The organism is Vibrio plantisponsor (assembly GCF_013041605.1).
GTDB classification, from domain to species: domain Bacteria; phylum Pseudomonadota; class Gammaproteobacteria; order Enterobacterales; family Vibrionaceae; genus Vibrio; species Vibrio plantisponsor.
In genome coordinates this window covers 1-14,472 of the sequence record NZ_JABEQC010000004.1, presented here as the reverse complement: position 1 = coordinate 14,472, position 14,472 = coordinate 1, and the positions used below count along the sequence as shown (strand labels likewise).

At 44.0% G+C, this 14,472-nt stretch carries 12 protein-coding genes; 8 read left to right on the top strand and 4 right to left on the bottom strand.

Annotated elements, in window-relative coordinates; all coding sequences use genetic code 11:
- Window positions 1-41: 41 nt before the first annotated feature.
- From HKI82_RS06945 to HKI82_RS06935, 3 genes are all read right to left on the bottom strand, one after another.
- Window positions 42-1,568 carry a tripartite tricarboxylate transporter permease gene (locus HKI82_RS06945; protein ID WP_102942527.1) on the bottom strand — a complete coding sequence of 509 codons (1,527 nt, stop codon included), beginning with the start codon at window positions 1,566-1,568 and terminating at the stop codon, window positions 42-44.
- 9 nt (window positions 1,569-1,577) lie between these two features.
- Entirely contained in the window at window positions 1,578-2,075 is a 498-nt protein-coding gene (locus HKI82_RS06940; RefSeq protein ID WP_042487513.1) for a tripartite tricarboxylate transporter TctB family protein, read from the bottom strand.
- Window positions 2,076-2,267: 192 nt separating this feature from the next.
- Window positions 2,268-3,239 carry a tripartite tricarboxylate transporter substrate binding protein gene (locus HKI82_RS06935; RefSeq protein WP_102942528.1) on the bottom strand — a complete coding sequence of 324 codons (972 nt, stop codon included), beginning with the start codon at window positions 3,237-3,239 and terminating at the stop codon, window positions 2,268-2,270.
- Window positions 3,240-3,550: 311 nt separating this feature from the next.
- Between HKI82_RS06935 and cobU the strand changes: the two genes are divergently transcribed.
- The 7 genes from cobU to HKI82_RS06900 all read left to right on the top strand — a co-directional run bounded on the left by cobU (window position 3,551) and on the right by HKI82_RS06900 (window position 12,561).
- Entirely contained in the window at window positions 3,551-4,108 is a 558-nt protein-coding gene (gene cobU, locus HKI82_RS06930; RefSeq protein WP_171137589.1) for a bifunctional adenosylcobinamide kinase/adenosylcobinamide-phosphate guanylyltransferase, read from the top strand.
- Window positions 4,105-4,728, top strand: coding sequence for a histidine phosphatase family protein (locus tag HKI82_RS06925; RefSeq protein ID WP_171137588.1), 624 nt, complete (start codon window positions 4,105-4,107; stop codon window positions 4,726-4,728). The genes cobU and HKI82_RS06925 overlap by 4 nt, the downstream gene beginning before the upstream one ends.
- Window positions 4,729-5,217: 489 nt before the next feature.
- Complete coding sequence (locus HKI82_RS06920; RefSeq protein WP_171137587.1) at window positions 5,218-6,477, top strand: extracellular solute-binding protein; 1,260 nt, start codon at window positions 5,218-5,220, stop codon at window positions 6,475-6,477.
- 67 nt (window positions 6,478-6,544) lie between these two features.
- Window positions 6,545-7,459 carry a carbohydrate ABC transporter permease gene (locus tag HKI82_RS06915; RefSeq protein WP_171137586.1) on the top strand — a complete coding sequence of 305 codons (915 nt, stop codon included), beginning with the start codon at window positions 6,545-6,547 and terminating at the stop codon, window positions 7,457-7,459.
- Between the two features lie 2 nt (window positions 7,460-7,461).
- Window positions 7,462-8,274 (top strand): carbohydrate ABC transporter permease, encoded by an 813-nt coding sequence (locus HKI82_RS06910; RefSeq protein ID WP_042487499.1) that lies wholly within the window; start codon window positions 7,462-7,464, stop codon window positions 8,272-8,274.
- 16 nt (window positions 8,275-8,290) lie between these two features.
- Window positions 8,291-11,380 carry a beta-galactosidase gene (locus HKI82_RS06905; RefSeq protein WP_171137585.1) on the top strand — a complete coding sequence of 1,030 codons (3,090 nt, stop codon included), beginning with the start codon at window positions 8,291-8,293 and terminating at the stop codon, window positions 11,378-11,380.
- 95 nt (window positions 11,381-11,475) lie between these two features.
- Window positions 11,476-12,561, top strand: a complete 1,086-nt coding sequence (locus HKI82_RS06900; RefSeq protein ID WP_171137584.1) for an ABC transporter ATP-binding protein — start codon at window positions 11,476-11,478, stop codon at window positions 12,559-12,561.
- A gap of 55 nt (window positions 12,562-12,616) precedes the next feature.
- On the opposite strand, the gene HKI82_RS06895 is transcribed toward HKI82_RS06900, so the two are convergent.
- Window positions 12,617-13,585 (bottom strand): integron integrase, encoded by a 969-nt coding sequence (locus tag HKI82_RS06895; RefSeq protein ID WP_171137583.1) that lies wholly within the window; start codon window positions 13,583-13,585, stop codon window positions 12,617-12,619.
- Between the two features lie 217 nt (window positions 13,586-13,802).
- Here HKI82_RS06895 and HKI82_RS06890 point away from each other — a divergent pair, with 217 nt between their 5' ends.
- Complete coding sequence (locus tag HKI82_RS06890) at window positions 13,803-14,318, top strand: hypothetical protein (protein ID WP_171137582.1); 516 nt, start codon at window positions 13,803-13,805, stop codon at window positions 14,316-14,318.
- Window positions 14,319-14,472 lie beyond the last annotated feature (154 nt).

Here is a 14,472-nt window from a genome sequence, read left to right as displayed (position 1 = left end):
GTGATAACACTAGGCTTTAAGAGGTAAATACAAAAAACTGGTTATGAAACTTTGGCTGTTTGTGGACGACGGAATCGCTGTGCAATTGCCACCACGACTGGGCTAGTGAGCACTATTACTGAAATAACAGTAAATGCCAGTGTAATCGGACGCTCCCACAAGAAGCTGATTTCACCATCTGAGATCATTAAAGCGCGGCGTAAGTTCTCTTCCATCAAACCACCTAAGATAAACCCAAGTAGTAGGGGAGCTAACGGGAAGTTTGCTAGACGTAAAGCAATAGCACCCATAGCGATAAGAATCATAATGAACACATCCATCGTGTTAAATGAAACTAAGTACACACCTGTGATTGAGAAGAACAAAATCATAGGCAGAAGCACGGTTCTTGGTACTGCCAGCAACTTCGAAATGTATGGGATCAGCGGTAAGTTCAGAATAAGCAGAACAATATTGCCGACATACATTGAGATGATCACAGACCAAAACACATCCGGATGCTCAACAAACAGTCTTGGACCCGGTTGAATGCCGTAAGCGATCAACGCGCCAAGCATAATCGCTGTGGTGCCAGAGCCTGGGATACCCAGTGTAAGTAGTGGAACAAAAGACCCACTTGAAGCCGCGTTGTTTGCCGATTCCGGAGCAACCAGACCGCGTAATGAACCTTTACCAAACTCTTCACGTTTGTTCTTTGGTGCAAGGTTACGTTCCATACCGTAGCTCAGGAAGGCTGCAATGGTTGCACCCGCACCCGGTAAAACACCGGTAAAGAAGCCAAGCAGTGATGAACGCAGTGCCACAGGTGCAGCTTCACGCACTTCTTCTTTAGTGACTTTCATACTGCCGATGTTGCTTAGCTTATCGCTCTCTTCATTTCGCGTATCCAGCTCGGGCTTTAATATTCCCATTAAGGTTTCACCCAGCGCGAAAGTAGCCATTGCCAATAGCAGGAAGCTAAAACCATCCATTAAATCGGTTAAACCAAAGGTAAAGCGTTCAACACCAATGCCTTTATCGATACCCACGGTTGATAGCATCAAACCAAGAATGGTCATCATCCATGCTTTAAGTACTTGCCCTTTACCGGCAAATGCAGCCACGGCAGAAAGCCCCATCATCATCAGTGCAAAGTAATCAGAAGACTGGAAGCTGAGGGAGACTTTTGCCAACGCGGGCGCTGCAACCAGCAACATGATAGCTGATAAGGTACCGCCAGTGAACGAGGCATAAGCGGCAAGAGCAAGCGCTTTACCTGCTTGTCCTTTTTGCGCCATTGGGTAGCCATCAAAAGCGGTAACTACAGTTGCAGAACAACCCGGCGCGTTGATTAAAATCGACGATGTTGAACCACCGAAAATCGCACCGTAGTAGACACCTGCCATTAAAATCAGGCCTGAAGAAGGGTCTAAACCATAAGTGATAGGGATCATCAACGCTATAGCTGAAATTGGTCCTAAACCCGGCAACATACCAATGAAGGTACCGACAAAACATCCGACGATAACCATCAATAAATTAAATGGCATTACGGCGGTAGAGAGTCCTTGTAAAATTCCGTCTAACATAATCCGTTCCTACCAAATAGTGAAAATAAGACCGGGCTCTAGATAAACATCCAGCCCTTTGGTTAATAACAAATAGAAAGCGACAACAAACGGGAAAGATGCGCCAAACAGCACAGACTTACGACGTTCGCCCAGTAAGTAGAAACCGGCTAAAAGGAACAATCCTGTTGCCAGCACAAAGCCTAAATAGGTTAAACCAACGCCGTAAAGCGTCATTAGCACTAGAAAGCCAATCAGAAGTTTCCAGTTGAAATCCAATACCGCGCCGCTTTTCTTGTCAGGTTGGCCCGCTATCAGCAGAAGAAGCGATAATCCAACCCCGATATAGGTCAGGATTGTTGGTAGTGTTCTGGCGTTGAAGGGTTCATATTCATCGCCGGGAAACATAGGGATCTGAGAGGTTTGATACCCATAACAAAGGCACAGCACCAGAAAAACCATCGCGCCCACTCGATCGCGGCACAATAAGTTCTCTTTGCTGAATAAATTCGTTGGCGACTCCGACATATCCAACTCCATGTTTTACGTAGTAGTTAATCTAGGAAAAAAGAACCGTAATTGAGCAAGGTAATGAACATCATTAACCAAAAGTAAGTCATTCGCTGCTAGTCGAATTTCCAACCAATAAACAAAGGAGTTATAAGCACACTCAATTACGGGGAAAATTTGGGGCAAGGATGAGTTGCCCCAAGGGAGAGATTATTTCAGGAAGCCGAGTTCGCGCATTAGGTCACCCATTTGCTTTTCTTGATCTTCCAAGAATGCAAAGAACTCTTTATCCGCTTTGTAAGTGTCGATCCAACCGTTACGGTCACGAACCACTTTCCACTCGTCCGTTGTGTACATTTTGCTTAGTGCCGCATTCCATTCATCCACTTTCTCTTGGCTTACACCCGGAGCTGCGAAGAAACCACGCCAGTTAGCAAATACGGTTGGGTTATTGTAGTCACCCAGAGTTGGAATATCAGGCGCCGACTCAAGGCGTTTAGGTGCAGTAATAGCCAGAACTTTTACCTGACCATTGCGAGACATTTCCAGCACTTCACCCAAGCCAGTAGATAGCAGTTGAGTTTCACCAGAAAGCAGCGCTGCCATAGCTTTACCGCCAGCATCATACGCTACATAACGTACCGCTTTAGGATCTAGTCCCTGACCTTTAAACGCCGCTGCTGCAACCAAGTGGTCCATACTGCCACGTGCCGAACCGCCAGCGATTTTCACGTTTTTAGGGTCGTTTTTGAAATCAGCAACGACGTCTTCCCAAGAGTTGTATTTGGAATCTCCAGATACAACCAGCGCGCCGTAATCCGCTACTGTTGCTGCAACGGGTGTTAAATCACGGAATGATTGAGGGAATACACCAGAAAGGGAGCGAACAACGATAGGAGTAGAGTTCACCATCAAGGTGTCTTCTTGACGATCGGCTGTTTCAATAAGGTGTGCAATAGCTTTACCACCGCCGCCACCTGAAAGGTTTTGGTAAGAAACACTGTCGATAAGGTGAGTTTTCATTAATACGTCACCGGTACCACGAGCTGTCATATCCCAACCACCGCCAGCGCCACCAGGAATTAAAAAGTGAATTTTCTCTAGCTCTGCTGCCATGCTAGGTAGTGAGAACATAGCCGCAAGAAGCGACGCAGTAAGGGTTGGTTTGATATGTTTTAACATTTTCACGTTCCTTATGTTTCCGCATCACCCAGTCAGAATGACGCTTATAGTTATGTTTCCCGCCTGTAGGGCATAAAGTGCTTAACGGGTAGTGAAATGTTATGAGTGTGTTAACGATAAGTCTGTAAAGACGAGATAAAAATAATATTGTCTATTGTGTCGATTTTGTTCATAAAGTTCACGAGCATTGAGTGAGAAGGTGGAGTTAAGAGGGCTGATCATTCATTTGCTTATAAAGTGCGATAACTCACTGTGCTTGATAGTAAATATGTGGCTTAATTTATCGTGTCTAAAATAGTGGAGAACACAACATGGCAGTTAGGTTGTATCTGGGAGGCGCTCGCAGTGGGAAATCGGCTTATGCAGAGCAGCAAGCAATAAGATTGTTAGAAGAAGGCAAGAGCATTCACCCTCAGACATGTCTCCATTATGTTGCAACAGCAGAACCATTCGACGATGAAATGAAAGACCGCATTTCATTGCATCAAGCTCGCAGAGATGAAAAGTGGAACAACCATGAATGCCCTGTAGAGTTAGCACAATTGCTGTCTAAGTTTGAAGCGCATGATGTGGTGCTGGTGGATTGTCTGACGGTTTGGCTGAACAATGTGATTCACTATTTAGGGGATAACGCGAACAGTGAACAAATAAAGCTGAAATTGAATGAACTCACTCACGCGTTGGCCGAAACTCAAGCCACTATACTTTGTGTTTCAACGGAAGTAGGGTTGGGCGTTGTACCTATGGGCACATTAACCAGATTGTATGTCGACCATAGTGGATGGATGAATCAAGCGGTGGCAAAAATTGCTGAGAAAGTCGATTTTGTCGTCGCAGGAATGCCAATGACTCTGAAGGGGGAACAATGAGTTTAAGCCAAAACCAGTTTAACCTTTACCTCTTGAGGCATGGGAAAACCAAGGGAAAGCCCGCGCTGAATGGTCATAAAGACGTGGTGGTTGATGACTCCATTCAGAACGCTATCGCTCATCGTGTTTTAGAACAATATTCGTTTAGCAAAGTTTATGCTTCGCCTCTGATTCGATGTCAAAGAGTGGCAGAGCTAGTCACAGGGCTTAATCCGACACTTAAGCTGGTGATCGAACCGCGTTTAAAAGAGCAGAGTTTTGGTGACTTTGATGGCATACCTTTCGATGACTTAACTCATGAGTGGAAAAAGCTAGAGCAGTTCTGGGCGAACCCTGCACAAAACACTTTACCTAACGCGGAGCCTCTGCAAGTAGGGTATGAGCGTGTCACCGAAGCTTGGGAACAGATTGTTCAGCATTGCGAGCAAGATACGCTGATCGTCTCTCACGGTGGTCCTATTCGCTTCATTCTTGCTCATGTGCTTGGGCTTGACTGGCAAAACCCTCAGCTATACACCTCTCTCTCTATCGATAATCAGAGCATTACTCATATTCAAATCAGCAAGTTTGCTGGCAAAGTCTTTTTCTCTGTAAAAGCAATTGGTATTCCATTGATTTAATAGTGCTATACCACTGGTTTAATAAGAAATTCTCTTTTTTATGTGATGGATTGGATGCGTTTACAGTGTTTTTATTTTCAATCTGTTCATTTTATATCCTCTAATTTTTAACCTTTCAGATACTTAGCCTCGAAGCCACCTAGATTAAGGTGGCTTTATGGTTAATCTCTAATAATTAGCTGCTTTCTGTTCAGTGTTTGTAATAAAAACAGTTATTTATATTGTATTTTCGTACTCGTTGTAGTTTCTGTGAAAGCAAAAAATATAAAGTTGAAAGCCTCAAAGTGGCTGCGCTGTTAGAAATTAATGCTTAGACGATCACGAAAATGAGGGTTAGATCTTACTTATTCATGATGGTGAATGTTAACCTGAATTGTAAACGTTTCCATATTGCTTTAATGAATGATGAACACGGAATGTTTTCATCGTGCAAATCAGTGGTTGGTTGAAGTGATATGGCACCCTACTCATAAAAAAGAGAATGTGATTATGAATAAGAAAATGCTTAAGAATATGCTTGTAACCTCGATTGGTTTGGCGTGTTTCAGTAATGCAGCACTTGCCGACGAAATTACCGTGTGGGCTTGGGATCCAAACTTTAACGTTGCGATTATGGAAGAAGCAGCGAAGGTTTATATGAAAGACCACCCAGAAACCACGTTCAATGTGGTGGACTTTGCTAAGGCTGACCTCGAGCAAAAACTGCACACTATGCTTGCATCAGGCGTTACGTCATCACTTCCTGACGTGGTTCTTATTGAAGATTACAACGCTCAAAAATACCTTCAGTCATACCCAGGTTCTTTTGCGCCTATGACAAAAGATGTTGATTACAAAAACTTCGCACCATACAAAGTAAACCTTATGACGCTGAACGGTGAAGTTTACGGCTTACCTTTCGACACTGGTGTTACAGGTATGTACTACCGTACAGACTTGCTTGAGAAAGCAGGCTTTACTGCGAAAGATTTAGAGAACATCACTTGGGAACGTTTCATCGAAATTGGTAAGCAAGTGAAAGCAAAAACGGGCGTTGCCATGCTGGGCATGAACCCAGATGACCTTGGCCTAGTGCGCGTGATGATGCAATCAGGTGGTGAATGGTACTTCAATAAAGATGGTTCTTTGAATATCACCAACAATGAGTCACTAATAGAAGCACTAAAAGTATTTAAAGAGTTAATGAGCCCAGAAGTCTCTCGCCCAACAATTGGTTGGTCTGAGTGGGTAGGTTCATTAAACCGTGGTCAAGTGGCTTCTATTGTTACTGGTGTTTGGATTACGCCATCGGTTGAAGCTGGTAAAGATCAAGCGGGTGAGTGGGCTGTAACAGCGACACCTCGTCTGCAAAAAGCTGGCGCGGTGAACGCATCGAACTTAGGTGGTTCAAGCTGGTACGTACTAAACTCTTCGAAAGAGAAGCAAGAAGCGATTAAGTTCCTTAATGCAACCTTTGGCTCTAATGTTCCTTTCTATGAAACCATTCTTAAAGAGCGTGGCGCCGTGGGTTCATATATGCCTTCTGGACAGTCAGCGGCTTATCAGTACAGCAATGAGTTCTTTGGTGGTCAGAAAATTTATGCAAACTTCACGGATTGGCTAGGTCAGATCCCAGAAGTGAACTACGGCATCTACACCTATGAGGTTGATGCAGCATTAAGCTCTATGCTACCTGCGATTGTTCAGGGTGCACCAATCGAGAAAGTGTTGGGCGATGTTCAACAACAACTTGAGTTCCAACTACGTTAATTGTCTTCCTTAGGCACCTTTATCGGTGCCTAAGTGCCTTGTTTTCAATGCTTTCTTGGTTTGTCTTATGGATACTTCTACTGCCATCAGTAAAAAACAGAAAAAGAGCAAAAAAAGCTATCACCGCTTTTACGATATTAACGGTTGGTCGTTTGTTCTTCCTGCTGTCGTTCTCGTCAGCCTCTTTATGATTTACCCGATTTTGAGCTCGCTTTGGATGTCGATGCATTCAGGACGCGGCGTTATGATGCAGTTTGTCGGCTTTGACAATGTACTGCGTCTGTTCAACGACCCATTTTTCCTTAAATCACTGAAGAACACCTTCATTTTCCTCGTGGTTCAGGTGCCAGTCATGATTCTACTTTCACTGATTCTTTCTTCATGCCTGAATGCTCCGAATCTTAAGTTCCGTAGTTTGTTTAGACTGGCGATTTTCTTACCTTGTGTTACGTCATTAGTGGCGTATTCGATTCTGTTTAAGAGTATGTTTTCGTACGAAGGGATCATTAACTCATTTTTAATGTGGACTCACATTGTCAGTGAGCCAATCCCTTGGTTGTCCGACCCTTTCTGGGCGAAAGTGACGATTATTATTGCGATCACTTGGCGCTGGACGGGTTACAACATGATTTTCTTCCTGTCTGCAATGCAAAATATTGATAAGTCCATCTACGAAGCCGCGCGTATGGAAGGGGTTAGCCCAACTAAGCAATTCTTCTTCATTACTGTGCCATTACTTAAGCCAGTGATTCTGTTTACTACCGTGATGTCGACGATTGGTACGCTGCAACTGTTTGATGAAGTAGTCAACATTACTGCTGGTGGTCCAGCGAATGAGACCATGACGCTTTCGATGTACATCTACAACTTATCGTTTAAGTTCGTGCCAAACTTCGGTTATGCCGCGACAGTGTCATACGTCATCGTATTCTTTGCTGCAGTGCTTGCGATTATGCAATTTAAGATCGCTAAGGATAAATAAAGATGGATAAGAACAAACTTAACCGCGCATTGATGTATCTGTTCCTAAGCGTGTTCTCCTTGATATCGTTATTTCCTTTCTACTGGATGGTGGTATCAAGTACCAATACCGCAACAGATATTAACAAAGGCAAGTTCAGCTTTGGTGACCAGTTATTCGCCAACATCAGTCGTTTGAGCGAGCAGGTGGATCTGGGACTTATCTTCTGGAACACCAGCAAAATCGCCATTATCAGTACCTTGGTAACGCTATTGATCTCTTCAATGGCAGGGTACGGTTTCGAAGTGTACAAAAGCAAAGTGCGCGACCGTGTTTACGGCGCATTACTGCTGACCATGATGATACCGTTTGCCGCGTTGATGATTCCGCTATTTACTTTAATGGCGAAAGCTCAACTATTAGATACCCATGCAGCAGTGATGTTGCCTACCATCGCATCAGTATTCATCGTTTTCTACTTCCGCCAATGCACCAAAGCATTCCCGCATGAGCTGATTGATGCAGCTCGTGTGGATGGCGTGAAAGATTGGAAAATCTACCTGTTTGTTTACATCCCGGTGATGAAAACCACTTATGCCGCAGCGTTTATCATCGTGTTCATGACATCTTGGAATGCGTTCTTGTGGCCTTTGATCGTGCTGCAATCTGCCGAATTAAAAACAATTAACCTCGTTTTATCATCTTTATCGTCTGCCTATTTCCCTGATTTCGGAATCATCATGGTAGGAACCGTTATTGCAACGCTTCCGACTTTGGCTGTGTTTTTCGCAATGCAGAAGCAATTCGTTGCAGGTATGACAGGTTCGGTGAAATAAGTCTGGAATAATAAAAATGAGAACATTTGAACAAATTATTAGTGCTCGCGAATGGGAAAATCAGCATGTAACACATCACAATGTGCTTGCTGCTCATGCGCCGCTTAAAGCTTACGCAAATAAAGAAGCCGCATTAACAAAACAAGATTCTGAGAATCAGCTATCACTGAACGGTGAGTGGAAATTCAAGCTGTTTGACTGCCCAGAAAGCGTATTAGCGGCATCGGTTGAATCGGATTTCGATGATTCCGCGTGGGACACAATTGCTGTACCTAGCAACTGGCAGTTACAAGGTTTCGACAAACCTATTTACACCAATGTGAAGTATCCGTTTTCGGATACACCTCCTTATGTACCAGAGGAAAACCCAACGGGTTTGTATCGCCTAAACTTTAACCTGCCAAAACACTTCGCTGGTAAGCGTCAAACTATTACGTTTGATGGTGTGAACTCTGCATTCCATCTTTGGTGTAACGGCAAGTGGGTAGGGTATTCACAAGATAGCCGCCTAGCCGCTGAGTTCGATTTGACGGACTTCTTAGTGGAAGGTGAAAACCAGCTTTCAGCCATGGTGATTCGTTGGTCTGACGGTTCTTATCTGGAAGACCAAGACATGTGGTGGTTAAGCGGCATTTTCCGCAATGTCACATTATTAGCTAAACCACAAATCTCTATTCAAGATGTGCAAATCTTAACGCCACTGGATGCGTGTTACCGCGATGGTTGGTTGAATGTAACAACCAGTATTAGCGAGAAAAATGCAGCGAACCGTGTTGAGGTAGAGCTATTTGATGCGCAAGGCAACTCAGTGTTTGGCGTGAAATCCGTAAACTGTGGGCAACGCATCATCGATGAAAAAGGCCCTTGGCTAGAGCGTGCAGAGCATAACATCTACGTTGAGAACCCGCATAAGTGGAGCGCGGAATCGCCTTACTTATATCGTTGCGTTGTCACTTTATTTAATGGTGACGAGCAACTTGATTGCGAAGCCTACAATGTGGGTTTCCGTAGTGTAGAAATCACCGATGGCCTGCTTAAGGTCAATGGCAAAGCGATTCTGGTTCGAGGTGTTAACCGCCACGAACATCATCCAGAAACCGGTCATACCATGAGCCGCGAAACTATGCTGCAAGATATCAAACTGCTTAAGCAGCATAACTTTAACGCAGTTCGTACCGCTCACTATCCAAATGATCCGTTGTGGTACGAGCTATGTGACGAATACGGTTTGTATTTGGTTGATGAAGCGAACATTGAAACACACGGTCAGTTTCCGATGTGCCGTCTTTCTGATGACACCACCTGGCTAAATGCCTACATGCGCCGTATTACTCGTTTGGTTGAACGCGATAAAAACCATCCGTCTGTGATCATTTGGTCTCTCGGTAACGAGTCGGGTATTGGTGGCAACCATCATGCTATGTACCAATGGACCAAACTGCGTGACCCATCACGCCCGATTCAGTACGAAGGTGGCGGTTCAAATACAGCCGCGACTGACATCATTGTGCCAATGTATTCACGTGTCGATAAAGACCAAGTGCATCACATCGACCCAACGGTGACTCCGAAATACGCATTGAAAAAATGGCTGGGTTTACCGGGTGAGGATCGTCCATTGATTTTGTGCGAATACGCGCATGCTATGGGGAACAGCTTGGGTAGCTTCAACAAATACTGGCAAGCCTTCCGTGATTACCCACGTCTGCAAGGCGGTTTCATTTGGGACTGGGTTGACCAAGGTATTACTAAAACCGATGAAAACGGCACTAAATACTGGGCATACGGTGGCGATTTCGGCGATGAAATCAACGACCGTCAGTTCTGTATCAATGGTTTGATTTTCCCAGATCGCACTTTGCATCCAACTGTTTTAGAAGCGAAACACGCACAGCAGTTCTACCAATTTAAATTGCTTGGTACTGAACCATTAATCATTAAAGTGACCAGTGAGAACTTGTTTACCTCTTCAGACAATGAACAGCTTTCTTGGACGATTACAGAGGATGGCGCAGTTATTGAAAGCGGTGAAATTCCGCTGGCTGTGGATGCTGAGCAGTCTATTCAGTTGCAACTTACTAAAGCGTTACCGGAAGTTAAAGTCGGCAAGTCGTATCATTTGAACCTTAAGGTTAGTTTGATTGGTGATACAGCGTGGGCACAGGCGGGTCATGCTACGGCTACTCATCAATTTGAATTGCCGTCTGCATTATCACTGGCATTAAAGAAAGCAAAACCAAGAGGTGTTTTGACTTCATCAATGTTTGCGGATAACTCAATGATAAGCGGTGAAGATTTTTCTATACGCTTCAACAAAGAAACCGGTGTGATTGATAGTTGGATTGTGGGTGGTGAAGAGAAGTTAGTTTCTGGACCAAAAGACAACTTCTACCGCGCACCGCTGGATAACGATATCGGTGTGAGTGAAGTTGATCGCGTCGATCCGAATGCATGGTCTGCTCGTTGGGATGCAGCAGGCATTAATCAGCTTGATGTTGAATGTGTTGAATTACAACTGTTTGATAAAACGAATGCAGTTGAGGTTGTGACTCAGTTTGCACACAAAAACTCGCACGGCGTATTAATGGCTACAGTATGGACATATCACATTTACGCAGACGGAACGGTATCAATAGATGTTGATGCTCGCGTCGCGAAAAGCGCACCACCGTTGGCACGTGTAGGTATGGAATTGGCGTTACCGCAGAAACAGCAATCGGTAGAGTGGTTTGGTCGTGGCCCACATGAGAACTACCCAGACCGTTTGGATTCAGCGCACATTGGTCGCTACACCGCATGCCAAGACGAGATGCACACTGGATACATCTTCCCATCAGACAGCGGTTTACGTTGTGATGTAAAAGAAGCGCAAGTTGGCGAGCTTACTGTACAAGGTGACTTCCATTTATCTGTTAGCCGTTTTGCTCAAGACAACATTGCTCAAGCAAAACATACCAACGAACTGAAAGACAGTGGCAACTTGTTCGTGAGAATAGATGGATTCCATATGGGTGTTGGCGGCGATGATTCATGGACACCAAGCGTGCATGACGAATTTAAACTCGACCGCGAACGTTACCGTTACCAAGTTGAATTGAAGTTTTAACCAGATGCCGTCTGTGCTGGCAGTTCAGTTGCCAGCGCATTATCGGTAGAGAGCTACCTATTGCTCTCTAAAGAAGCAAATTTAAGGATGTAAAGATGGCAAATATTAATCTTTCCAATGTTGTTAAGCGCTATGGCGAACATACGGTGATTCATGGTGTTGACCTCGATATTAAACACGGTGAATTCGTGGTGTTTGTTGGCCCGTCTGGTTGTGGTAAATCAACATTATTGCGCCTTATCGCTGGCTTGGAAGACATCACAGATGGCGTGTTGTGCATTGATGATGAAGTGGTAAACCATGTTGACCCTGCAGAGCGCGGCATTGCGATGGTATTCCAGTCTTATGCTCTCTACCCACACTTAACGGTGGAAGAGAATATGGGCTTTGGCATGAAAATGAACGGTTTTCCAAAAGCTGAAATCAAACAACGTGTCGATGCTGCTGCAAAAGCGCTGCAGCTTGACCATTTAATGGATCGTAAACCGAAAGATATGTCAGGTGGTCAACGTCAACGTGTTGCTATTGGTCGTGCCATTGTGCGTAACCCGAAAGTGTTCTTGTTTGATGAGCCGCTATCCAACCTTGATGCTGAACTGCGTGTAGACATGCGTTTGCAAATATCCAGCCTTCATCGTGAACTTGCCACGACCATGATTTATGTTACTCACGATCAGGTAGAAGCCATGACGCTGGCTGACAAAATCGTAGTGTTGAGAGATGGTCGCATTGAGCAAGTTGGTTCACCGCTTGAACTCTATAATCGCCCAGCGAATGAGTTCGTTGCAGGGTTTATTGGTTCTCCAAAAATGAACATGTTACCGGCAAAAGTTACCCATATTGGTGAAGATTGCGCAACCCTCAAACTGCCGGACGGTCAATCCGTTACTTTGCATATTGACCTTTCGAAAGTTGCGGTAGGAGATAAGCTGACCTTCGGCTTGCGCCCTGAGCATCTATCCGTCGGCGGAGAAGGTGACTATTCGCTTCATTTTAAAACAGACGCAGTTGAACGGCTTGGTAACAGTACCTATCTGTTTGGTGTGATTGGTGGATATGAGAACAATAAAGTCCACCTATCAGGCGATGTTGCGGTGAAGCGTGGTGAAGAGATTGAACTCACGTTCAACCGAGAGAATTGTCATGTGTTTAAAGATTCTCTGTGTATTTCTAACCTCTAGTGGTTGAGTTTTAATCACATTGTAAAGGCGGATGCGGTTAAACGATCCGCCTTTTTTATATACCTAAATTGGACAAAGGGCTCTTCACTCCGCTAGCTCCACGATTGATAACGTGCGTGTAGATCTGTGTTGTTTTAACGTCTGAGTGGCCGAGTTGTTCTTGGACGGTACGAATATCACTGCCTGACTCAAGTAAGTGAGTTGCAAATGAGTGCCTAAACGTGTGGCAGGTGATGTTTTTATGTGTATCCATATTCGTTGACGCCTTTCTGATGATTTTTTGTAGTGAGTTTTCATGCAGGTGGTGTCGATACCATCCTGTATCTGTACCAAATTGACTGAGATGTAACGACGGAAATAAAAATTGCCACTCTAAACTCTTGGGGGCGTATGGATATTTCTCTGCTAATCGGTAGGGTATGGTGGTTCCTGAATATTCTGGTGTGCTGAGGTCTTGTTGATGAATCAGGCGCACCTTTGCAATTTGGTTGTACAAAGGGGTATGAAGTTCTTCAGCCAAGGTAACGACTCTACTTTTCCCGCCTTTACTGTTATGTATGCGTACAGCGCCATAGTCAAAATCGATATCTTTCACTCTAAGGCGAACGGTTTCCATCAAACGTAATCCAGAACCGTACATTAATTGAAAGGGCAAACGTGATTGAACCGGAATGAGCTTAAAAACCTGCACTATTTCTTTAGGCGTTAGAACGACAGGTAGCTTTTTGTTCTTCGACGACTTTTGGAATCTCATATCCAAATCAAGAGGTTTAGAAAGAAAATCTCGATATAAAAAGACAAGGGCGTTTAAAGCGAGAGATTGTGTTGCGACAGAAACCTGTAACTTAACGACCAGATTAGTTAAAAACGCTTCGACTTCTTCTCGACCTAACTGGTTTGGATGTTGATTATTGTTAAAGCGAATGAATTGAACAATCCAGTAACAGTAAGTATGAATCGTAGTTTTTGCATAATGCCTCACGATCATAAATTCAGTTAAGTCGTTTAGAAATGGAGACTTCATACTCTTACCCTAGAAGTAAACGGTAGTTTTCGATATGAAACCATGATGTGGGTAGATTAACAGGAGTAACTCCACATTTTGAGAGGAGACTTTAAGTAAATAATGCAGAACTCATTATTTTTTATTAAGTTAAGGAACATCATGTAGTAATGAGATACAGGTTATACAGAACAGTTTTAAAAGAATCGTTCCGTATAAGAACTGTTAAGTGAAGGGAATGTATTTCAAGATCGTTGAACAATTTGGGCCTGAATCTGGTGATAGCTGGAATGAATATCTTGAGTGGAGAAAAATATCATTCGAGAGATTTGATTCTGTCGATAGCATGATGAGGCCAGACTTGTTTGAGCCTAAAACATCGAAAGATTGGGATAATTGTGTAAACGAAGATTATAGGCTTAATCTTTTAACTAGCCTGGATTTCGCCAAAGCTAGCGCAAGAGAGCATTCTAACTATGAGATTGTAGGTGTCGAGATTGAGTTAGAGAATTCACCATCCGAAGTTGAGGGATTGTTAGGTTTCGACATCATCGATAGCTATTGCGCAACGTCTCTTTTAACAAATTGGGGAATTGATGACTTGGGCTTCATTAATGAAAAGCTTGGCAACAACGGCTTAATCTCCAACTTTTCGGATGCTAAAGCATTAAGGGATCGTCTAAGGTCGGAATTCTGGGAAGATTCACATGCACATGAATGTAGCGTTTGGGCTATTTATCGTACAACCACTTAACAAGCAGCAGCAACGGACTGTCAAACCTATCACTCAAATTGCTGCGCAATTAGTGCCAGCTTTGCCAGCCGCTGTGCTGGGCGTTATATGCTTCCGTCAGTAGAAGGAATAGAGCTTATGTCACTTTATGAGAAACGAAATAGCAATGCGCAGC

What these genes read in the sequence shown, in the direction of transcription:
- HKI82_RS06945 (WP_102942527.1), bottom strand. Translation starts at nt 1,568, where the DNA reads ATGTTAGACGGAATTTTACAAGGACTCTCTACCGCCGTAATGCCATTT.
- HKI82_RS06940 (WP_042487513.1), bottom strand. Translation starts at nt 2,075, where the DNA reads ATGTCGGAGTCGCCAACGAATTTATTCAGCAAAGAGAACTTATTGTGC.
- HKI82_RS06935 (WP_102942528.1), bottom strand. Translation starts at nt 3,239, where the DNA reads ATGTTAAAACATATCAAACCAACCCTTACTGCGTCGCTTCTTGCGGCT.
- cobU (WP_171137589.1), top strand. Translation starts at nt 3,551, where the DNA reads ATGGCAGTTAGGTTGTATCTGGGAGGCGCTCGCAGTGGGAAATCGGCT.
- HKI82_RS06925 (WP_171137588.1), top strand. Translation starts at nt 4,105, where the DNA reads ATGAGTTTAAGCCAAAACCAGTTTAACCTTTACCTCTTGAGGCATGGG.
- HKI82_RS06920 (WP_171137587.1), top strand. Translation starts at nt 5,218, where the DNA reads ATGAATAAGAAAATGCTTAAGAATATGCTTGTAACCTCGATTGGTTTG.
- HKI82_RS06915 (WP_171137586.1), top strand. Translation starts at nt 6,545, where the DNA reads ATGGATACTTCTACTGCCATCAGTAAAAAACAGAAAAAGAGCAAAAAA.
- HKI82_RS06910 (WP_042487499.1), top strand. Translation starts at nt 7,462, where the DNA reads ATGGATAAGAACAAACTTAACCGCGCATTGATGTATCTGTTCCTAAGC.
- HKI82_RS06905 (WP_171137585.1), top strand. Translation starts at nt 8,291, where the DNA reads ATGAGAACATTTGAACAAATTATTAGTGCTCGCGAATGGGAAAATCAG.
- HKI82_RS06900 (WP_171137584.1), top strand. Translation starts at nt 11,476, where the DNA reads ATGGCAAATATTAATCTTTCCAATGTTGTTAAGCGCTATGGCGAACAT.
- HKI82_RS06895 (WP_171137583.1), bottom strand. Translation starts at nt 13,585, where the DNA reads ATGAAGTCTCCATTTCTAAACGACTTAACTGAATTTATGATCGTGAGG.
- HKI82_RS06890 (WP_171137582.1), top strand. Translation starts at nt 13,803, where the DNA reads ATGTATTTCAAGATCGTTGAACAATTTGGGCCTGAATCTGGTGATAGC.